We start from the raw sequence: 21,194 nt of genomic DNA, 5'->3' as shown, positions 1-21,194 counted from the left end.
ATAAAAAAGTATCTTTTAGAAATTTGTTTCTTTAAAGATGCTTTTTTTGTATAATAATAAGATAGGACTTGTTTAGGAGGATTTTGAAAATGTATGAACTTATTGTAGTTATATTAATTGGATTAGATCAAATAATAAAATATTGGGCATTAAATTATTTAAAAGGAATAGGAAGTATTTCTGTTATAAATAATATTTTTAATTTAACTTATGTGGAGAATAGGGGAGCAGCCTTTGGTATGCTACAAAATAATCAAACTATTTTTATATTTGTTGCAGCAATTGCCTCTTGTTATGGTCTTTATTACTTACATACTAAAAAAGTGAATAATCTTGGTAAAATAGGAATACTGCTAGTAATATCAGGTGCCATAGGAAATTTAGTTGATAGAGTTAGATTAGGATATGTAATTGATTATTTAGATTTTCGTATAATATGGAACTATGTATTTAACTTAGCAGATTGTTTTGTAGTAGTAGGGACAATACTACTATGTATATATATAATTACAAGTGAAGAAGATGAGAAGCAGGTGAAATAATGGATGAAATAAGAGAATTCTTAGTTCTTGAAGAAGAAGAAGGAGAAAGATTAGACGTATATTTATCAAATCAGCTAGGAGATATGTCTAGAAGTTATATACAAAAAATTATTAAAGACAAAAAAGTCAAAGTTAATGATAAAATCGAAAAAGCAAAATACTTAGTCAAAGAAGAAGATAAAATAGTAATTGAAATCCCAGCACCAAAATTATTGGAAATTACTCCACAAAATATTCCCATAGATATAGTATATGAAGATAATGATTTATTAATAGTGAATAAGCCGCAAAATATGGTTGTTCATCCTGCGCCAGGAAACTATGATAATACTTTAGTAAATGCAATTTTATATCACTGTAAAGATAATTTATCATCTATAAATGGTGTAATTAGACCAGGTATAGTCCATAGAATTGACAAAGATACTTCTGGGCTTTTGATGATTGCAAAAAATAATAATGCACATAATTACTTAGCGAATCAATTGAAAGATCACTCAATAACTAGAGAGTATGAATTTGTTTGTCATGGTGTACTTAAAGAAGATAAAATAACGGTAGACAAGCCTCTTGGAAGAAATCCGAAAGATAGATTAAAAATGGCTATAGTTAAAGATGGTAGAAGAGCGGTAACTCATTTTGAAGTAATCGAAAGATTTGAAAATTATACTTTAGTAAAAGCTACATTAGAAACAGGGAGAACTCATCAAATTAGAGTTCATGCAGCATCGTTAAATCATCCACTTTTAGGAGATCCTTTATATGGTCCTAAAAATAACAAATTAAAAGTGGAAGGGCAAACCCTTCATGCTAAGAAATTAGGATTTATTCATCCTAGTAAAAATGAATATGTAGAATTTAATTCAGAGTTACCAATATATTTCCAAAAAATACTTAATAGAATAAAGTAACGGAAAATGTAAAATATACTTGAAAAAAACTTATTAATTATATATAATAGGTGATAGTAATTAAATACCTTTAAAATGATACAGAGAGATCATAAGGCATGTAACAATAGAATTTTTTTATGTGGAAAAATACTAACTTCTTGTCTTAAGATAAGAAGTTTTTTTTATGTACAATAATATTTCTTTGGAATTTACATGGTATTTAACAAAATTATTTAAATACAAAAATTTTAGGAGGATTCTTATGCAAAAGGCAAAAATAATGGATGAAAAAGCAATAGGAAGAGCAATAACAAGAATAAGTCATGAAATTATTGAAAGAAACAAAGGAATAGAGAATGTAGTACTTATAGGTATTAAGACTAGAGGTGTTCCAGTTGCAAGTAGAATAGTAGATAAAATTGAAGCTATAGAAGGCCAAAGAATAGAAATAGGTGAAATGGATATAACTCTTTATAGAGATGATTTAAGTAAAAAACAAATTGATCCAGTTGTTAACTCAACAAAAATAGATTTTGATATTACAGATAAAATAGTCGTATTAGTTGATGATGTATTATACACAGGAAGAACAGTGAGATCAGCTTTAAATGCACTTATGGATGTAGGAAGACCTAAAGCTATACAATTGGCAGTTTTAGTAGATAGAGGGCACAGAGAGCTACCTATTAGAGCAGATTATGTAGGTAAAAATGTACCAACATCAAAAACAGAAATAATATCTGTTAAATTAAATGAGTGCGATGCAGAGGATTCAGTTAGCATAGAAGAATAAATCAACGATATAGTTAAAATCTTAGGGGGAAAAAATGAAAAAAGCCATTTTATCAATACAACATTTGTTAGCAATGTTTGGAGCTACCGTATTAGTTCCACTGCTTACGGGGTTTGATCCATCAGTAGCAATATTTTGTGCAGGAGTTGGAACACTATTATTCCATAAGTGCACAGATTTTAAAGTACCAGTATTTTTAGGATCAAGTTTTGCTTTTATATCAGTAATAAATCAAGTTGCAGAGTCTTTTAATGGAGACCTGTCTTATGCCCAAGGTGGTATAATTGTGGCAGGTCTTATATATGTAGTTATGTCAATAATAGTAAGAGTTGTGGGACCAGAAAAAGTTAAAAAATTCTTTCCACCACAAGTTACAGGAGCTATGATAATAGTAATAGGTTTAAATTTAATACCAACAGCTATAGATATGGCTATGAATAACATACTAGTGGCACTTATAACTTTAGGTGTGGCAGTAGGAATTAATCAATTTGTTAAAGGTAGCATTAGACAATTTAGTGTGATAATAGCAATATTTGTTGGTATAGTAGTAAGTAAACTTGTTGGAATAACAGACTTTAGTGCAGTAGGTCAAGCAAGTTTATTTTCTATCCCAAATTTCACCGCACCAAAGTTTTCACTAGAAGCGGTAATAATTATAGCGCCAGTAGTTTTAGCTGTATTTATGGAACACGTTGGAGATATAACTACTAATGGTGCAGTTGTTGGCAAGAATTTCTTAGAAGATCCAGGACTTCATAAAACCTTACTAGGAGATGGTATAGCAACTTTATTTGCAGGGTTTATGGGTGGACCAGCAAATACAACTTATGGTGAGAATACAGCATTACTTGCCATAACTAAAAATTATGATCCTAAACTATTAAGACTTACTGCAGTGTTTGCCATAGTAATATCTTGTGTAGGTAAGTTTGGTGCATTTTTGCAATCTATACCAACGGCAGTTATGGGTGGAATTAGTATTTACTTATTCTCAATGATTACTTTCATAGGAATAAAAACTATAAGAGACAGCAAATGTTATAAAGAAAATGGAAATCTTTCGGTAATGTTAATAATATTAGTTATTGGCCTTACTACTTGTTATGTAAAACACTTTACAGGAGTAGAAATAGGTATTAATATAGCTAGCAATGCAAAGCTAACAGGACTTAGTTTGGCGGCTTTAGTAGGTATAATTGTTAACAGATTAATAAATTATAGTGACTTTAAAAAAGAAGATGGAAGTACTATTGAAGAACTTCCAGCATAAAATAATAAATTTTAATGCTAAATCACAAATTATATCTATATATAATTTGTGATTTTTTTTATACTTATATTAATATAATTTATAGAAGATTAAATTGGGGCGTGAATTGTATGAGGATATCAAGTGTAATAATAAATAATTACAAATCAATAGGAACACAAAGAAATACATTATTGTTAGAAGATGATGTTACTGCATTAATAGGTAAAAACGATAGTGGTAAAAGTAATGTGCTTGAAATCCTAGGAGCAATTTCTTTTAGTCACTATATATTAGATGATTTTTATAAGTTTAACAATGGATTTTTAGATGAAGAGTTATCTTTAGTTGTAGAACTTAAATTTACTGAAAATGAAATAGAGCTATTAAAAGAATATAAGGATATTAAACATGATGTTACTTATTTTTATTTTTCAAAATATAGGGAAATTGAATTCAAGGGAGGGTATTCTAGGTTATTTAATGAGGATATAGAGCTAATTAAATCAATTAATTATTTGAAAAGTGAACTGATTTTGTATTTACATGAAAATTATTATGATAGCATGGACAGTGAATTTTTGAGTGAAGTAGCTAAATATATTAGTATAATGGAAAATATTGATAATACTGTTTGGATTAAGTATAAGAAGACACTTAATAAGTTACTCTATATTCTAAATTCTTATGAGGGAGACTACATTTGTGTTAGTGAAGAAGATGATTTTTCTGACAATATACAAATGGATGATAAGTCTAATATGATTTATGATGAAAAAAGATATACTCTTATAAGGCATTTAGAAATTGTTAAAAGTAAAATAAGAAAAAAATACTCACTTTTACCCATATTTTATCATAGAAAAAATGAAGAGGAATTGCAAAGTGAATATCAATTGGAAGAAGTAAAAAAACAAATAAAAGATAGAAGGGGAGCTTTATATAAATTTTTATTAGCAAGCGAAATAAATACACAGGAATTTTTACTTGCCATGGAAAATGATGACGATAATCAATTAGAACTATTTAGAAATAAAATAAAAGAAAAAGTTAAGTACAATATACAAAAAAGATTTAATGAATTTTATTGTGAAGAAAATGTTCAAATTAAAATATCTTTTAAAAATGATTTTATAAAAATACTTGTGAAAACAAATGAAATTACAACTAATATTAGCGAAAGAAGTAATGGGCTTAAATGGTATTTGAATTTATTTATAGATATATTAGCAAATAATATAAAAGATACAAATGTAATTTACTTACTAGACGAGCCGGGAGTATATCTTCATGTAAATGCTCAAAGAGAACTACTAAGGTTATTCTATGATTTATGTAAAAATAATAATCAAGTAGTTTATTCCACACACTCACCTTATATGATAGATTCCAATAATATTATAAATATAAGGGCAATAGAAAAAGATGAAAAAGGTAATACAAATATTTACAATACTGCTTATGATAATAAATTGAATAGTGTATCAAAAAGAGAAACATTAAGTCCATTAGTTCAAGCTATAGGTGCAGATTTAAGATTTAATATTGGGCCACAAGGAGGAAAATTAAATATTGTAACAGAAGGCATAACGGACTATATGTATTATACGGCAATGCTATATTATTTTAATGTGCCCGAGGAAAAAATGCCATATATTATCCCAGCTGTTGGCGCAGGGAATGTAAATGTAATTGTGTCAATATTAATTGGTTGGGGATGTGATTTTAAGGTAATATTAGATTATGATAAGGCTGGATTTGTAGAATGTGACAAATTAGTAGAAAACTTAAATTTAAAAATAAATAAAGATATATTTTTTGTGAATTGTAATGATACTTACGATAACAAGGATAAGGATATTTATAAATATGCAGAGTTTGTAGAAACTCTTATTAGTGAAGAAGATAAGAATAAATTTAGTATAAATTATACTGATAATAAAACCATGGCAGCTAAAGAATTTTATGATAAAGTAAAATGTAAATCAATAAATTTAAGTAATAAGACAGTGAATAATTTTAGAAAATTATTTGAAATAATGGGAGTTATATAATCTAACAATAAAGGGCTTAGAGAGTAAGCCCTTTTAATTATTTACACTTTGTGCTTTTTACACTACTATATAAACTATATATTTTTTTGCCATCAACGACTTTATAAGCCCTAATTTTAAAATAGTATGCTTTTCCTTTTTTTAAATTATTTTTCGTAAAGCTTGTATTTTTAGTGGTACCAATGGTTTTAAAAGTTCCATTTTTAGAAGTTGACATACGCACTTCATAGGCTGTAGTTCCTTTACTTATTTTTGTCCAACTTGACTTTATAGATTTTGAAGTAGTTGAACGTAAAGATAAGTTTGGTTGAGATGGTCTTGTTGTAGCTTTTAATCTTGGCGAATAGTTGCCATAATGTTTTACACCATTGATAGATTTAAAAGCTTTGACTTTATAATAATAGTTTGTTGCTGATGCTCTATTAGTATCTGTATAAGATATTATAGAATTACCGTAAATTGTATTTACTAGTTTGTAAGTGTCTGTTTTTGTATCAAGTCTATAAATTCTGTATCCATCTACTTTGCTTAATTTGTTCCAAAATAATGTTAAAGAATTAGCATTTCTAGTTTTTAAATTAAGATTAGTTGCGGTATTTACTTTAGTAGATTCTGTAAATTCATCTGAATAAGGCCCATAATAAGTTTCATTTCCTACTACCTTGTACCCTCTTATTTTATACTTATAAACCGTTGCATCAGATAGTTTCGTATCAGTATAAGAAGTAGTTGAATAATTGTCTATTGTTTTTAGAAGTTTATAAGCGTTAGATTTTGAATCGTATTTATAGACCTTATATCCAGTTATATTATCGAATTTAAACCATGACAAAGCAAGAGAATTCGTAGTTTTTGTTGATAAAGAAAGGTTAGAAATTTTTTTTGGTATTATTTTAAATGTTAAGTTTTTTTCTCCTGTGTAATTGCCCATTCCTTTTATTAAAATTTTTGCAGTTCCAATATCTTTATTATCAGAATAAGTAAGAGTATAATCTTCATTTACTTTTAGTGATTTATTGTTGGAAGTAACCGTGATACTAGGTTTTATAGCACTTCCAGTATATGTTTTTGAGCTTATTTCATTTATTGTAGATGAAGACAAGTCAATTTTATTACTTGGTATTTGGTTATTCGTTGGTTTTAAATAAGTATAGTTCATGTCAAAGTAAGCTGGCTTACTGGATGAACCAATACCATTAATTTTACCTTTTTCTGTATATTGCCACATTATATATGGTTTATTATATGTACAAGCAGATGAGTATTGCGCAATCCATAAATTATTGGCAAATAACATATCTTCATAAAAATATTTGTCTCCAAAGTCTTTATTAGTATATATACCATTTAAATATCCTGCTTTTTTTATTGTAGTTAAAAAAGTATCTGCCATTTTAGATGATAAACTCTTTGTAATTTTTATTCCGCGTTTTTTAGCATAATCTACGCTAGCATATTCATAATCATAAAATACAGGGTAAGTTATTTTATTTCGATAAGGAGCAATGGTTTCTAAACACTTTGTAGCTTCTTCCCTAGCTTTATTTACAGAAGTAGCATAACTAAACCAATAAACACCAATTTTTAATCCAGCATCACAGGCACCTTTCATATAAGAATGAAATTGTGGATCTACAGTTTCATTTCCAAATCCCCCTCGTATTATTACATAATCTATTCCATCGGCTTTTACTTTCTTCCAGTCTATAGTTCCATTCCATTTACTTACATCAATTCCTTTCTCTAGAGGACTTAACTTAATGTAAGATGCTGATACATATCCCGTTATATTGTCAGTTGATATTTTATACCAATTATTATCCCTACCAAGTATGTCTACGTTAGTACTATTATCTAATGTACCTACAATGCTATAAGATGATGATGGGCCACTTCTTACATTTAGTGTGGTTTTAGTCACTGTTCCCAATCCTATAGAATTATTCTTATTCAAAGTTTTAGTTTCTAAATTTGGTACTTGATTTTGAAGTGAATATGTTTCTCCCATGTTGCGATGTGGGATAGTTTTTGGATCAGGTTGTGCAGTAGAAGATTGGCTTTCTAAAGAATTACTACTAATACAAATATCCTTACTTGTTTCCACTGTATTTATTTCCTTACCATTACTTATGAACAATATATTTTGAAAAATCATGGCGATTGTAAGTGATATAGCAAGAAATGATCTTGTTATTTTTTTCATAGATTCCCCCCTATACAAAAATTTTATTTTGAAATTTTAATATATTAACTTATAATAAAAATTACTGTAAATTAGATAAATTTAGACAAAATATACTATTATAATTAAAATATATAGTAAGTCAGTAAGATTGTAAATAATATAACGAAAATAAGAGGAAAATGTTTTAGAGTGTTAGTTGATTATATTTGTGTCATTATTTTTTTCAATCATAATTATTTTATAACCACGGTAAAGTAACTCTACCATTAATTTTATACAAATAGAATTTGTATAAATATATAAAAAGGCAATAAGCCTGAAAACTTATTGCCTTTTTAGTATTATTTTTTTAATTTTACCACTATTTCTTCTGTTGGAGTAACATAAATCGTGCTATTAGTTTCATAAATAACCATGCCAGGTTTTGATCCACTAGGCTTTTTTACATGTTTTTTCATAGTGTAATCCACAGGAACTTGAGAAGACATTCTGCCTTTACTATAGAAAGCAGCAAGCATGGCAGCTTCATATAATGTTTCATCAGAGATTTTTTTTCCTGCACATTTAACAATAACATGAGATCCAGGTATATTTTTAGTATGCATCCAAATATCTTCTGGATCAGCAATTCTTAATGTTAAATAATCATTTTGTTTATTATTTTTTCCAACTAAAATTGTAAATCCATCAGAAGATGTAAACTGATTAGGCTTTGTTGTAAGATTTATATCTTTTTTTGCCTTATATCTATAAGGAGCTTTAGCATATCCTAATTTAATTAATTCATCTTTAATATCTGCTAATTCATCTAGATTTTCGCAGTTTTCAATTCCAAGCATTATGTTTTCTAAATACTCAATTTCCTCATTACAAATAGTGATTTGAGAAGTTAATTCTATTTTTGCCGTTTTTAATTTGCTATATTTTTTAAAATATTTTTGAGCATTTTCAGAAGGAGTTAAATTTCTATTTAAAGGTATTGTTATATTTGAATAGTTTTCATCATAGAAGTTTGCTACTTCTACACTTTCCATACCTTTTTCTATCATGTATATATATGAAGTAAGTAACTCTCCTTTTACTTTAAATTCATCAGCATTATCTGCATCTCTTAATTCTTTTTCTATTTTCTTTTGTTTATGATAAAGTCTATCTAATTTAATAGAAATACTTTTCCTCAAATCAGAAGTCTTTTGATGAACTCTATCCTTAAAATCTTTAGTTTTGTAGTAATCCTCAATAATTTGGGATATAGAATCATTTTTTATGAATTTGTTTCCTGTTAAGAAGGTAAGATCTATACAACTAAAATCAATTACTTTATCTATACTTTCATCTATAGCAATGCAAGGGTCATAGTTGTCGTTTTTTATTTTAGTAAATAAATCAGAAAAAACTTTATATAAAACAGATAATTCATCACGAGTTTTATCCTCTGCTTTTTCATTAGGATTTAAATTAGCTCTGTAACAAATTTCTTTAGCTACAGATGGACTTATTCCTAAAAATTTATTGTAGATACATTTGTATATAGGTCCATCGAATTCTCTTAAATTATTGATAAAGCTTTTTATAGATGCTCCCTTTACAGGGTTAATTTTATTTTGTGCTGGTGGAAGTTCATAAGTTATATTAGGAAGTAACTGGCGAACTCTACTTATACTAGGGGGAATTCTTTTTATAGAATCTATTATTTTGTTGTTTTGAGTTAAAATTATATTACTATGTCTTCCCATTATTTCAATATAAATATCTTTTGTTGTTTTTTCCTTTAATTCATCGAAAGATTCAATGCTGATTTTTATTATTCTTTCAAAATCAACTTGAGAGATTGCTGTAACTATACCGCCTTGTATGTATTTTCTAAGTAACATACAAAACATTGGTGCCTTTATTGGATTTTCTTTTTTATAATCATTGGCTATATAAACTCTAGGGTTTGATGCACTAGAACTTAATATTAATTTAAAGTTTTCTTTATTGTTTCTTATATATAAGATTAATTCATCATTTTCTGGTTGATGAACTTTATCAATTTTACCGCCTACAAGCTTTGTACTAAGCTCATAAGCCAAGCTATGAATAACTAAACCATCTAATGCCATAATACTCTCCTTTCAAACATAAGTAATAAACTTATTATTACATATTATAACCAAGATGTGAATAGTGGGAACATAAAGTTTTGCATAAATATGAAAATGCAATAAAATTATAACTAAGAAGAAATGTTGGAGGTGATAAAATGGGAGAGTTAAGTAAACTACTTAATATAGGAAAAGTATTAGAAAAGCAGTTAAATGAAGTTGGAATAAATAGCATTGAAAATCTAAGGGAAATAGGAAGTAAAAAAGCTTGGATAAAAATTAAAAGTATAGACGAAAGCACTTGTTTAAATCGACTATGCGCCTTGGACGGTGCTATAAGAAATATTAGATGGCATGACTTAGATGAAAGTATTAAGAATGACTTGAAAGAATTTAAGAAAAATTATGATAAAAACAATTTATAAGAATTATTATATAATGAAGGTAAGGGACGTATTCATATTTATTTTTTTAAAAAAATATTGTATAATATGAAGTTAGAACTGTTTGTATAAAAGGGGAGATATAAATGAAGTTTTGGAAATTACAAGGTATAGGTAATGACTTCATAGCAATTGATGGCAGAAATGACAGTATAGAAAGTGGTAACTACGGTAAATTAGCAAAGAAAATTTGCCATAGAAAATTTTCAGTTGGAGCTGATGGTTTACTAGTTGTAAAAAATAGTAATGTGGCAGATATAGAAATGGTATACTATAATTCTGATGGAAGTCGTGCATCTATGTGTGGAAATGGGCTTAGATGTTTTGTTAAATTTGTTTATGACAATAATATAATTAAAAAAGAAGAATTTAATGTTTATACATTAGATGGAATAAAGAAGATAAAGATTAACATTAAAGACAATAAGATAGATACAATTACAGTTAATATGGGTATCGGAAGCTTTAAACCTGATGATATACCTGTTGATACTCAAAAAGAAGTTTTTATAAATGAAAATATTCAAATATTAGATAAAAAATTTACTATTAGTTCTATGTTGATGGGAGTTCCTCATACTATTGTTTTTGTAGACGATATAAATATGGGAGATATACATAAATATGGGCCATTAATAGAAAAACATGAAATTTTTCTGGAAAAGACTAATGTGAATTTTGTGAAAGTTATAAATGAATCAAACATATTAGTTAGAACATGGGAAAGAGGTTGCGGATATACATTAGGTTGCGGTACGGGAATGACAGCGTCAGTTATTATAAGTAATTATTTAAATAAAGTATGTAAAAACGTAAATGTTATTTCTGAAGGTGGTAGTATAAAAATAGATCTAGTTGATGAAAAAGCTTATATGAGTGGAAGAGCAGAAAAAATATGCGAAGGAATTTTGGAGGTATAAAATATGGCTATAAGTATGACAGGTTTTGGTAGGGGAGAATTTAAAAATGATAATTATCATTTTTTGGTAGAGTGTAAAACTATAAATCACAAATATTGTGATATAAATGTCCGCCTACCTAGAAAAATATCTTTTTTAGAAGATAAAATAAGAAACTACGTAAAAAATTTTGTTAAAAGAGGAAGAGTAGATTTATATATAAAGCTTGACTTAATCGGTTCTGAGGATGTAAACTTAAAGTTCGATAATAAATTGGCTACTCAATACGTAAATATTTTAAAAGAAATAAAAGAAAAATTTGATTTACAAGATGATATAAGTGTTATGAGCGTGGCAAAGTTTCCTGATATTATAAAATGTGAGGAAAAAGAAGAAGATGAAGATTTATATTGGAGCATGTTAAAAGAAGCACTTGATATTACCTTAGAAAAACTTGGACAAATGAGACAAGAAGAAGGTAAAAAACTTGCAGAAGATACGTTAAAAAGATGTGATGCATTAAGTGATTTAGTAGATCAAATAGAGAAATATTCAGATACTATTGTAGATGAATATAAAGAAAAGTTAAATGCCAGAATTGGTGAAATATTAGAAAATCCAAGTATAATAGATGAAAATAGATTGGCTCAAGAAGTTGCAATATTCGCAGATAAAAGCTCTATAACAGAAGAAATTGTTAGATTTAGAAGTCATATTGAACAACTTAAAAATACTGTAGTTAAAAATGATTCTATAGGTAGAAAAATTGACTTTTTAATTCAAGAAATGAATAGAGAAGTTAATACAACAGGATCAAAATCATCTAATATAAATATAACTAATTTAGTAGTAGAAGTTAAAAGTGAATTGGAAAAAATTAGAGAACAGATACAAAACATTGAGTAGCATTAAATGTGATAAATGCTATAAAAATGTAGAATACTAATAGATAAGTTGAAAGGATGAAATATTAATGGTTATAAACAAGAAAGGTCTTTTATTAGTTGTATCGGGGCCATCTGGTGCAGGCAAAGGCACAATTTGTAAAGTATTAATGAATAAAAATAAAGATTTAAAACTTTCTGTATCAGCAACAACTAGACAGGCAAGAACTGGTGAAGTTGAAGGTGTAAACTACTTCTTCTTAACACATGAAAAGTTCAATGATATGATAAGTAAAAATGAGTTTTTAGAATATGCAAATACTTATAGTAACTTCTATGGAACACCAAAAGGACCAGTTATGGAGTGCTTAGAAAAAGGACAAGATGTTGTCCTTGAAATAGAAATGCAAGGAGCAAGACAAGTAAAGCAAATTTATCCAGAGGCAATTTTAATATTTGTTTTACCGCCAACTCTTAGCGAACTACAAAGTAGATTATCTTCTAGAGGAACAGAAACTGAGGAGCAAATGCAAGAAAGATTAAGCTGTGCTTTTGAGGAAATCAAACAAATTAAAGATTATAACTATTTTATTTTCAACGAAACTAATAGAGAAGTTGAAGCTGCAATAGAAATTGAAAACATTATAAGCGCTGAAAAAAATAAAGCTACAAGATATGAAGATGAAATAATAAGAAAATTTAAGGAGGAATTATAAAATGAAACCATCTATAAATGAAGTATTATCAAAGATAGACAACAGATATTATTTAGTAGGAACAGTAGCAAAAAGGGCAAGAGAAATAGTTGATGGGAATGAGCCATACATTGATAGTAAAATAAACAAAGGGAAACCAGTAATGCTTGCTACTGAAGAAATATCAGAAGGAAAAATAACTTATAGATTATTAACTGAGGAAGAAATAGAAATACAAGAAGCATTACATGCAGAAGAACAAAGTAAATTAATCGAGGAGTAAGTTATGTTAAAGAATAAAACTGTAGTAATTGGTGTTAGTGGTGGAATAGCAGCATATAAAGCATGTGATATTGTAAGTAGACTAAAAAAACTAAATGCAAACGTTCATGTAATTATGACCAAGGGTGCAACTGAATTTGTTACACCTCTAACCTTTCAATCATTAAGTCAAAATTATGTAGTAAGTGATATGTTTGAAGAACCAAAAACTTGGGATGTTGAACATATATCTTTAGCAAAAAAAGCAGATGTATTTTTAATTGCACCAGCTACAGCTAATGTAATTGGAAAAGTAGTAAATGGTATATGTGATGATATGTTAACAACTACAGTGATGGCAACTACAGGAAAAGTACTCATAGCACCTGCTATGAATACTAATATGTATAAAAATCCGATTCTTCAAAAAAATATTAATACATTAAAAGAATTAGGTTATAATTTTGTTAACCCAGAAAGCGGTAGACTTGCTTGTGGTGATGAAGGAGAAGGAAAACTTGCTTCTCCAGAAGTTATTGTTAATGAAGTAATAGAACTACTTAACGATGAAGATAAAGATCTACAAGGCAAAAAAATATTAATAACTGCTGGACCTACAGTAGAAAGTATTGACCCAGTAAGATATATAACTAATAGATCTACAGGAAAAATGGGATATGCTATTGCAAAGATAGCTGCTAATAGAGGCGCAGATGTAACTTTAGTTAGTGGACCAACAAATATAGAGGTACCATCTAACATAAAAAAACTAATAAGAATTCAATCTGCACAGGATATGTATAATGCAATCATAGATAATTTCGATGAAAGTGAAGTTATAATAAAAAGTGCAGCTGTTGCAGACTATAAACCTAAGACTTATAGTGATAAAAAAATAAAAAAAAGCAATGATGATTTAGTTATAGAATTAGATAGAAATAAGGATATTGCTTATGAGTTAGGAAGAATTAAAAAAGATAAAATTTTAGTTGGATTTGCTGCTGAAACTAATGACCTTATTGAAAATGCCAAAGGTAAAGTTAACAAGAAAAACTTAGACTTTATTGTTGCCAATGACTTAACAGAAGAAGGTGCAGGCTTTGGTAGTGATACAAATATAGTAAAGATAATTGACAGAGAAGGCAACATAAATAAGTATCCTCAAATGAAAAAGGATGAAGTTGCAAATGTTATATTAGATAAAGTAAAATCATTATTAGAAAAGTAAGCATCTATTTATAGATGCTTATATTTTTAAGCAAGGAACTTGTAGTTTCGATATGATCAAAGCGAATTTTAAGGAGCAATCTATGGATAGTGAAAAATACGCAAAAGTTATAGTGAAAAATAACAGCATTTATACAGATAACTTATTTACATATAAGATACCAGAGTTTTTATTGGAAGATATTCAAGTAGGGCATAGGGTTTTAGTTCCTTTTGGAAGGGGTAATAAGCCTATAGAAGCCTATGTATTTTTGATTGTCGATAAAGTAGAAGACAATATAGAGCTTAAAGAATTATTTGATATTCTTGATGAACACCCTATTTTTAAAGAGGAAGATATAAATTTAATTCATTGGATAAAAAATAGATATTTATGTACTTATATGGATTGTATATCTTTACTTCATCCTAAAGGATATAAGGTAGACAGTTTTAAAGAAATAAGTTTATCGAAAGAAATTAATGATTTAAATGCTAATGATTTATACATTAAAATAGATAGCTTAAGTAAAAACAGACAATTTGTTATAAATAAAATAATAGAAAATAAAAATAAGATAAAATTAGATAAATTAATAAAAGAAAAAGCTATAGAAGAAAATATTAACCCTAAGGATTTAAAACTTTCATCTACTTTAAATAATCTTTTAATAAAAATGAAGGAAGAGAATCTAATTGATATAGATTGGAATTATAAAAGTAAAAAAAATGAAAAGAAAATTTGCTATATTTCCTTGAGTATGGAACCTAATCTTTTAGATGAATATATTTCATACAATAAAATTCGATTGGGTGATAAACAAAGAGATATTATAGAATTTTTAAGATATAATGAAGAAATAGAAATTAATGATTTAATTAAATTATTAAAAGCATCTAAATCAAGTATAACTTCTTTGCAAAATAAAAACCTAATAGTGTTTAATATAAAAGATTATTATAGAAGTCCTAAAGGTTATTATTATGAAAATAAAAAAGAAATTATACTCAATGAAGAACAAAAAAAAGCTGTTGATAAAATTACTTCACAGATGTTTGATGAAAATAAAAATCCATATATGATTTATGGAGTAACTGGAAGTGGTAAAACAGAAGTTTATATGGAAATAATAGATTATGCTTTGAAACAAGGTTTAGACAGTATTTTTCTTGTTCCAGAAATTTCTCTTACTCCTCAGACTATATCTAGATTAAAAAATAGATTTGGCGATATAGTAGGAGTTTTTCATAGTAGATTGTCAGAAGGAGAGAAACACGATGTCTTTAAAGCTATAAAAAATGGTAAAATAAGAATATTAATTGGTGCTAGATCAGCTTTATTTGCACCATTTAATAGTCTAGGGGTAATAATAATTGATGAATTTCATGAAAATGCCTATAAATCAGAAAAAAATCCAAAGTTTTCTGCTATTGAAGTTGGAAAATATATGGCTTTAAAAAGAAATATTACCTTAGTTCTAGGTTCTGCTACTCCATCAGTTGAAGAATATTATAGAGCTATAAATAATGAGTATAACCTAATTACTATTAAGGAGAGAGCAAACAAAAAGCCTCTTCCAAAAATAGAGCTGGTTGATATGAAAAATGAATTAACCTTAGGCAATAGGAGTATGTTTTCTTATGATTTACAAAATGAAATTAAAGAAACTTTAGATAAAAATCATCAAGTTATATTATTTTTAAATAGAAGAGGATATGGTAATTTTGTTTCTTGTAGAAAATGCGGATATGTGTTTTCATGCAAAAACTGCGATATATCATTAACTTATCATAAACACCAAAACATTGGGAGATGCCACTACTGTGGATATGAAGAAATAATACCTAAAACTTGTCCAGAATGTGGAAGTGATTATGTTAAGCCTTTTGGAATAGGCACAGAAAAAGTTGAAGAGGAAATAAAAAGGCTTTTTGAAAATGCTAAAGTACTTCGTATGGACAAAGATACCACATCTAAAAAAGGTGAACTAGATAATATTTTAAATAAATTTAAAAACAAAGAAGCTAATGTACTAATTGGAACTCAAATGCTTAGTAAAGGTTTAGATTTTGAAGATGTAACTTTAGTTGGTATTTTATCAGCAGATATGATGTTAAACTTTCCGGATTTTAAAAGTTTTGAAACCACATTTCAATTAATAACTCAAGTATCGGGGAGAGCTGGTAGAAGTGATAAAGAAGGTAAAGTAGTTCTTCAAACATACGATACAGACCACTATGTAATTAGAAGAGCTTTAAATTATGACTTTGAAGGTTTTTATGAAGATGAAATAAAAGTAAGAAAAATCTTCAACTATGCACCATTTAATAATATGATAAGTGTAGTTGTTAGTGGAAAAAGTGAGAAATTAGTTGTGAATAATATAAAAAGTATGTACAACTCATTAACTTATTTATTGAAGGAAAGAGGAGTAGAAGATTTTGATTTTATATTAGGACCAAGTCCTTGTGCGATTTCAAAAATTAATCAAAACTATAGATATCAATTATTATTTAAAGATGATAATATTGAAATTAATTTATTAAAAGGTATAATAAAATATATATGTATAACGAAAAAAGAAATTGTGTTTGATAAAGATGTGAACATTTCTATAGATGTTAATCCAAACAACATTCTTTAATTAGAGGAGGAAGAATTATGGCAATTAGACAAATAGCTAAAATAGGAGAGCCAGTACTTAGAAAAAAATCAAAGGTTGTAGAAAAATTTGATCAAAAATTAATAGATTTATTAGAAGATATGGCAGATACTATGTACGAAGCAGATGGTGTTGGTCTTGCAGCACCACAAGTTAGTATATTAAAAAGAGTAGTAGTTATTGATGTAGGAGATGGCTTATTAGAGCTTGTCAATCCAGAAATAATAGAAACTAGCGGAGAACAGATAGATGCAGAAGGTTGTTTGAGTGTTCCAGGAGAAAATGGAGAAGTTAAAAGACCATACGTAGTTAAAGTAAGAGCACAAGATAGACATGGGAATACTTTTGAAATAGAAGGAGAAGAGCTACTAGCTAGAGCTTTCTGTCATGAAATAGATCACTTAAATGGAGTATTATTTGTAGATAAAGTAGAAAAATAGTAGGAGTGATATAAATGAAAATAGTATTTATGGGAACACCAGACATTGCAAAAGGATGTCTAGAAAAATTAATAAATGAAAAACTTAATGTAGTAGGAGTAGTGACTCAAGCTGATAAGCCTATTGGAAGAGGTAAAAAAATGGGTATGCCGCCAGTTAAAGAATTGGCATTAGAACATAATATACCTGTATACCAACCAGCAAAAGCTAGAGATGAAGAGTTTATAAATACATTAAAAGAAATAGAACCAGATTTAATAATAGTTGTGGCTTATGGTCAAATTCTTCCTAAAGCTTTGCTTGATATACCAAAATTAGGTTGTGTTAATGTTCACGTATCATTGCTTCCAAAATACAGAGGTGCAGCACCAATCAACTGGGTAATCATAAACGGAGAAGAAAAAACGGGTGTTACTACAATGTACATGGATGAAGGATTGGACACAGGAGACATAATACTTCAAAGTGAATTTGCATTAAGTGATGAAATAACAGCAGGTGAGCTTCATGATATGATGATGGAGCAAGGTGGAAATCTTTTAATCGAAACCATTGGAAAAATAGAAAAAGGATGTGCACCAAGAATAAAACAAAATGACGAAGAGTCTTCATATGCACCAATAATGAATAAATCTTTAGGAAATATAGATTTTAAAAAGACTGCAAAAGAGATTCATGATTTAGTTAGAGGTGTTAATCCTTGGCCAAGTGCTTATACAACTTGTGAAGATAAGACTATGAAAATTTGGAAAACTAAAGTTTTAAATGAAAGTAGCGACAAACCATGCGGAACAATTCTAAAAGTTGATAAAGAAGGTATAAGAGTATCAACAAGTGATAATGTTCTATTAATAGAAGAGATACAAATGCCAAATAAAAAAAGAGTGGCAGTTTGCGAATATATAAAAGGAAATAAGATTGAAGAAAATATTATTTTAGGTTAGGTTTATTATGACTGATACAAAAAAATATGTTAAGGTAGTTAATGTTTTTTTAATAAATGTTATTTTAGGTGCCTTAATTATTCATTTATTTTTATCTAAATATATAAATATACTTTCTTTAGTGATAAATCTCATGGTCATTGGAATAATATTATTAATATTATTTTCTACTATGATAACTTATTTTATTTTGAATGATAAGGAAGTTAATAAATATTTAATGAAAATAAATTATACAATTATAAGATGCATATTTCCTATTATAAGCAATATGGGAAAATTTGTTGGTATATCAAAAGATGAAATAAGAAAAATATTTATTAAAATAAATAATGCTTATATTTATAGTGATAAATATGGTTTTAATAGTGAGAGTTTAATAATTTTAATACCACATTGTATTCAAAATCATAATTGTAAATTAAAAGTTACAAATGATATTGAAAATTGTAAAAAGTGCGGTATATGCAAAATAAAAGAACTATTACAGATAAAAGAAAAATATAATACAAAAGTATTTATAGCTACAGGAGGAACACTAGCAAGGAAAATTATTATTGATAATAAACCTAAAGCAGTAATAGCAGTTGCTTGTGAAAGAGATTTAACATCAGGGGTAAGAGATGTTAAGGGTATTCCAGTTCTTGGAGTTTTCAACTCTAGACCTAATGGACCTTGTATAGATACAAATATTAATATTAAAGAAATAGAGGAAGCAATTAACTTCTTTACAAATAAATAAGGAGAGTGTTTAAGATGTCAATGTATGGATATAGTGGTTTGGGTTATTATAGATTTGATCCAACGATGTTTTTATTGATACCAGCTATATTGCTAACTCTATATGCTCAATATAAGGTAAGTTCTACAACAAATAGATTTTTTAATGTAAGAGCAAATAGAGGATATACTGGTGAAAATACAGCTAGAAAAATATTAGATAGTAACGGATTATATAACGTTAGAATAGAAATGGTTGGAGGAAGACTAAGTGATCATTATGACCCAAGGTCTAAAGTCTTAAGACTATCTCAAGATGTTTATAATGGAACATCTATCACATCTGTGGCTGTAGCTGCTCATGAATGTGGTCATGCTATACAACATGCTCATGGATATGCACCTTTAAACATAAGAAGTAGTTTAGTGCCTGTTGTGAATTTTGCTTCAAACATGTCTTGGATACTTATAATGATAGGATTTTTTACAACAAGAGGAATATTCTTACAAATAGGAATATTATTATTCTCTGCTTCAGTATTATTTCAAATAGTAACACTACCTGTAGAATTCAATGCTTCAAGTAGGGCCTTAACTCAGATTACATCTCTAGGAATTGTAGACGATAGAGAAGTAAGACAAAGTAGAAAAGTACTTCAAGCAGCAGCCTTAACGTATGTGGCAGCAGCAGTTACTGCAATACTTCAATTATTAAGATTGCTAATGATTGCAAATAATCGTGATGATTAATATTTAGGTCCTAGTTTACTAGGACCTGTTTTGCTTTAAGCAACATAGTTGCTTGAAGTAGTAACAAAGGTCAATCGTTGGCCATATGAGCGAAGTGAATTTAAAAAAATAAAATAAATCAAAAATTAATTAAATTTTGATAAATAAGGAGAAAATTATGAACGCAAGAGAAATAGCATATAAAGTTCTTTTAGATATAGAAAAAAACAAGAACTATTCAAATATGGCCATAAATAAACACTTTAAAGATGTGAAGTTATCAAATCAAGATAGAGGATTGGCGACGGAAATAATATACGGTGTAATAGAAAATAAATATTATATAGATTACATGATTGATAAATTATCAAAAGTAAAAACGAATAAAATGGAGATATATGTAAAAACATTACTTAGAATGGGAATATATCAAATAATGTTTTTAAATAGTATATCCGATTATGCTGCAGTAAATGAAACAGTAAATTTAGCTAAGAAGAAAAATTCTAAAGTATCAGGGTTTATTAATGGAATACTTAGAAACGTTATAAGACAAAAAGAAACTATAGGAGAAATAAAAATTAAAGATGATATAGATTACCTAACTGTTAAATATTCTTATGATAAGTGGATTATAAGAAATTGGATGATACATTTTGGAAAAGACTTTACAAAAGAGCTGTTAGAGTCTAATAGCCAAAGACCAAGTATATATTTAAGAACAAATACTTTAAAAATAACTAGAGACGAATTAATAGAAAAGTTGGAGCAACAAAATATTAAAGCTTCTAAGGTGAATGTGGTAGATGAAGCTATAAAAGTAGAAAACTTAAAAGATATAGAAAATAATACTCTATATAAAGATGGATTATTTACAGTACAAGATATAAGTTCTATGCTTGTGGGAAAAGTTATGAATCCAAAAGAAAATTCTTTGGTTTTAGATGTATGTAGTGCGCCTGGTGGGAAAACTACACATATGGCTACATTAATGAATAATACTGGACAAGTAGTATCTAGAGATATTTATGAACACAAATTGAAATTAATAAAAGCATCGAGTAAAAGGCTTAATCTGACTAATGTAGAGGTGCAAGAGTTTGATGCCTTATCTTTAGATAAAGACAGTATAGGAAAATTTGATTATGTTTTAGCAGATGTTCCATGTTCAGGACTAGGAATAATTAGAAGAAAACCAGAAATAAAATACAAGGAAAAAGAAGAGTTTAGAGATTTGCCACCAATTCAAAAGAAAATACTTGAAAATGCATCTAAGTACGTGAAAAAAGGTGGAACTTTAATATATAGTACTTGTACTATACAAGATAATGAAAATATTGATGTGATAAATGAATTTTTACAAAAAAATAAAAACTTTGAATTAGCTCCTATAAATGAAGTTAAGATAGATTTAGATAACCAAGAAAAAGGCTATATGAAAATTTATTCTAATGTTCATGAAATGGATGGTTTCTTCATATCAAAATTAATTAGAGTAAGGTAG

At 27.7% G+C, this 21,194-nt stretch carries 19 protein-coding genes; 17 read left to right on the top strand and 2 right to left on the bottom strand.

From position 1 onward, the window contains the following. Positions 1 to 89 precede the first annotated feature (89 nt). From lspA to TEGL_RS14635, 5 genes are all read left to right on the top strand, one after another. On the top strand, positions 90 to 542 hold the full coding sequence (gene lspA, locus TEGL_RS14655; RefSeq protein ID WP_018589817.1) for a signal peptidase II: 453 nt from the start codon (positions 90 to 92) through the stop codon (positions 540 to 542). Next, positions 542 to 1,453: an RluA family pseudouridine synthase gene (locus TEGL_RS14650; RefSeq protein WP_018589816.1), complete on the top strand. Its 912-nt coding sequence runs from the start codon at positions 542 to 544 to the stop codon at positions 1,451 to 1,453. Before lspA ends, TEGL_RS14650 begins: the two co-directional genes overlap by 1 nt. Positions 1,454 to 1,697: 244 nt before the next feature. Further along, positions 1,698 to 2,228, top strand: a complete 531-nt coding sequence (gene pyrR / locus TEGL_RS14645) for a bifunctional pyr operon transcriptional regulator/uracil phosphoribosyltransferase PyrR (protein WP_018589815.1) — start codon at positions 1,698 to 1,700, stop codon at positions 2,226 to 2,228. 34 nt (positions 2,229 to 2,262) lie between these two features. After that, positions 2,263 to 3,501: a uracil-xanthine permease family protein gene (locus TEGL_RS14640; RefSeq protein ID WP_018589814.1), complete on the top strand. Its 1,239-nt coding sequence runs from the start codon at positions 2,263 to 2,265 to the stop codon at positions 3,499 to 3,501. A gap of 110 nt (positions 3,502 to 3,611) precedes the next feature. Further along, complete coding sequence (locus tag TEGL_RS14635) at positions 3,612 to 5,534, top strand: AAA family ATPase (protein ID WP_018589813.1); 1,923 nt, start codon at positions 3,612 to 3,614, stop codon at positions 5,532 to 5,534. A 37-nt stretch (positions 5,535 to 5,571) separates the two neighbouring features. Here TEGL_RS14635 and TEGL_RS14630 read toward each other — a convergent pair whose 3' ends face one another. Continuing rightward, positions 5,572 to 7,737 carry a GH25 family lysozyme gene (locus TEGL_RS14630; RefSeq protein ID WP_018589812.1) on the bottom strand — a complete coding sequence of 722 codons (2,166 nt, stop codon included), beginning with the start codon at positions 7,735 to 7,737 and terminating at the stop codon, positions 5,572 to 5,574. Positions 7,738 to 8,060: 323 nt separating this feature from the next. After that, entirely contained in the window at positions 8,061 to 9,824 is a 1,764-nt protein-coding gene (locus tag TEGL_RS14625) for an Rqc2 family fibronectin-binding protein (RefSeq protein ID WP_018589811.1), read from the bottom strand. 140 nt (positions 9,825 to 9,964) lie between these two features. Here TEGL_RS14625 and TEGL_RS14620 point away from each other — a divergent pair, with 140 nt between their 5' ends. The 12 genes from TEGL_RS14620 to rsmB all read left to right on the top strand — a co-directional run bounded on the left by TEGL_RS14620 (position 9,965) and on the right by rsmB (position 21,194). Next, positions 9,965 to 10,231, top strand: coding sequence for a TfoX/Sxy family protein (locus tag TEGL_RS14620; RefSeq protein WP_018589810.1), 267 nt, complete (start codon positions 9,965 to 9,967; stop codon positions 10,229 to 10,231). A gap of 104 nt (positions 10,232 to 10,335) precedes the next feature. After that, positions 10,336 to 11,169 carry a diaminopimelate epimerase gene (gene dapF, locus TEGL_RS14615; RefSeq protein ID WP_018589809.1) on the top strand — a complete coding sequence of 278 codons (834 nt, stop codon included), beginning with the start codon at positions 10,336 to 10,338 and terminating at the stop codon, positions 11,167 to 11,169. A gap of 3 nt (positions 11,170 to 11,172) precedes the next feature. Continuing rightward, entirely contained in the window at positions 11,173 to 12,054 is an 882-nt protein-coding gene (locus tag TEGL_RS14610) for a YicC/YloC family endoribonuclease (RefSeq protein WP_018589808.1), read from the top strand. Between the two features lie 67 nt (positions 12,055 to 12,121). Further along, on the top strand, positions 12,122 to 12,748 hold the full coding sequence (gene gmk / locus TEGL_RS14605) for a guanylate kinase (RefSeq protein ID WP_018589807.1): 627 nt from the start codon (positions 12,122 to 12,124) through the stop codon (positions 12,746 to 12,748). Between the two features lies 1 nt (position 12,749). Continuing rightward, positions 12,750 to 13,010, top strand: coding sequence for a DNA-directed RNA polymerase subunit omega (gene rpoZ / locus TEGL_RS14600; protein WP_018589806.1), 261 nt, complete (start codon positions 12,750 to 12,752; stop codon positions 13,008 to 13,010). Between the two features lie 3 nt (positions 13,011 to 13,013). Further along, the gene (coaBC, locus tag TEGL_RS14595) at positions 13,014 to 14,216 is read left to right on the top strand and encodes a bifunctional phosphopantothenoylcysteine decarboxylase/phosphopantothenate--cysteine ligase CoaBC (RefSeq protein ID WP_018589805.1); all 1,203 of its coding nucleotides are present in this window, start codon (positions 13,014 to 13,016) and stop codon (positions 14,214 to 14,216) included. 82 nt (positions 14,217 to 14,298) lie between these two features. Continuing rightward, a complete protein-coding gene (priA, locus tag TEGL_RS14590; protein WP_018589804.1) occupies positions 14,299 to 16,839 on the top strand; it encodes a primosomal protein N' in 2,541 nt (846 codons plus the stop codon). A 17-nt stretch (positions 16,840 to 16,856) separates the two neighbouring features. After that, the gene (def, locus tag TEGL_RS14585; RefSeq protein WP_018589803.1) at positions 16,857 to 17,297 is read left to right on the top strand and encodes a peptide deformylase; all 441 of its coding nucleotides are present in this window, start codon (positions 16,857 to 16,859) and stop codon (positions 17,295 to 17,297) included. A 14-nt stretch (positions 17,298 to 17,311) separates the two neighbouring features. Further along, positions 17,312 to 18,241, top strand: a complete 930-nt coding sequence (gene fmt, locus TEGL_RS14580; RefSeq protein ID WP_018589802.1) for a methionyl-tRNA formyltransferase — start codon at positions 17,312 to 17,314, stop codon at positions 18,239 to 18,241. Between the two features lie 7 nt (positions 18,242 to 18,248). Next, positions 18,249 to 18,983 (top strand): DUF116 domain-containing protein, encoded by a 735-nt coding sequence (locus tag TEGL_RS14575; protein WP_018589801.1) that lies wholly within the window; start codon positions 18,249 to 18,251, stop codon positions 18,981 to 18,983. Between the two features lie 20 nt (positions 18,984 to 19,003). Beyond that, on the top strand, positions 19,004 to 19,711 hold the full coding sequence (locus tag TEGL_RS14570) for a zinc metallopeptidase (protein WP_026255025.1): 708 nt from the start codon (positions 19,004 to 19,006) through the stop codon (positions 19,709 to 19,711). Between the two features lie 157 nt (positions 19,712 to 19,868). Further along, a complete protein-coding gene (rsmB, locus tag TEGL_RS14565; RefSeq protein ID WP_018589799.1) occupies positions 19,869 to 21,194 on the top strand; it encodes a 16S rRNA (cytosine(967)-C(5))-methyltransferase RsmB in 1,326 nt (441 codons plus the stop codon).

It is taken from the genome of Terrisporobacter glycolicus ATCC 14880 = DSM 1288 (assembly GCF_036812735.1).
Lineage (GTDB): Bacteria > Bacillota > Clostridia > Peptostreptococcales > Peptostreptococcaceae > Terrisporobacter > Terrisporobacter glycolicus.
Note: the sequence above shows the minus strand (reverse complement) of the source record. Positions and strands in the feature narration are given on the sequence as shown.

Bases quoted from the DNA above. Each gene is read 5' to 3' on its own strand.
- TEGL_RS14575 (WP_018589801.1), top strand. From the start codon at position 18,249: ATGACTGATACAAAAAAATATGTTAAGGTAGTTAATGTTTTTTTAATA.
- TEGL_RS14635 (WP_018589813.1), top strand. From the start codon at position 3,612: ATGAGGATATCAAGTGTAATAATAAATAATTACAAATCAATAGGAACA.
- priA (WP_018589804.1), top strand. From the start codon at position 14,299: ATGGATAGTGAAAAATACGCAAAAGTTATAGTGAAAAATAACAGCATT.
- TEGL_RS14640 (WP_018589814.1), top strand. From the start codon at position 2,263: ATGAAAAAAGCCATTTTATCAATACAACATTTGTTAGCAATGTTTGGA.
- TEGL_RS14650 (WP_018589816.1), top strand. From the start codon at position 542: ATGGATGAAATAAGAGAATTCTTAGTTCTTGAAGAAGAAGAAGGAGAA.
- TEGL_RS14610 (WP_018589808.1), top strand. From the start codon at position 11,173: ATGGCTATAAGTATGACAGGTTTTGGTAGGGGAGAATTTAAAAATGAT.
- rpoZ (WP_018589806.1), top strand. From the start codon at position 12,750: ATGAAACCATCTATAAATGAAGTATTATCAAAGATAGACAACAGATAT.
- fmt (WP_018589802.1), top strand. From the start codon at position 17,312: ATGAAAATAGTATTTATGGGAACACCAGACATTGCAAAAGGATGTCTA.
- TEGL_RS14570 (WP_026255025.1), top strand. From the start codon at position 19,004: ATGTATGGATATAGTGGTTTGGGTTATTATAGATTTGATCCAACGATG.
- def (WP_018589803.1), top strand. From the start codon at position 16,857: ATGGCAATTAGACAAATAGCTAAAATAGGAGAGCCAGTACTTAGAAAA.
- TEGL_RS14630 (WP_018589812.1), bottom strand. From the start codon at position 7,737: ATGAAAAAAATAACAAGATCATTTCTTGCTATATCACTTACAATCGCC.
- gmk (WP_018589807.1), top strand. From the start codon at position 12,122: ATGGTTATAAACAAGAAAGGTCTTTTATTAGTTGTATCGGGGCCATCT.
- rsmB (WP_018589799.1), top strand. From the start codon at position 19,869: ATGAACGCAAGAGAAATAGCATATAAAGTTCTTTTAGATATAGAAAAA.
- coaBC (WP_018589805.1), top strand. From the start codon at position 13,014: ATGTTAAAGAATAAAACTGTAGTAATTGGTGTTAGTGGTGGAATAGCA.
- pyrR (WP_018589815.1), top strand. From the start codon at position 1,698: ATGCAAAAGGCAAAAATAATGGATGAAAAAGCAATAGGAAGAGCAATA.
- dapF (WP_018589809.1), top strand. From the start codon at position 10,336: ATGAAGTTTTGGAAATTACAAGGTATAGGTAATGACTTCATAGCAATT.
- lspA (WP_018589817.1), top strand. From the start codon at position 90: ATGTATGAACTTATTGTAGTTATATTAATTGGATTAGATCAAATAATA.
- TEGL_RS14625 (WP_018589811.1), bottom strand. From the start codon at position 9,824: ATGGCATTAGATGGTTTAGTTATTCATAGCTTGGCTTATGAGCTTAGT.
- TEGL_RS14620 (WP_018589810.1), top strand. From the start codon at position 9,965: ATGGGAGAGTTAAGTAAACTACTTAATATAGGAAAAGTATTAGAAAAG.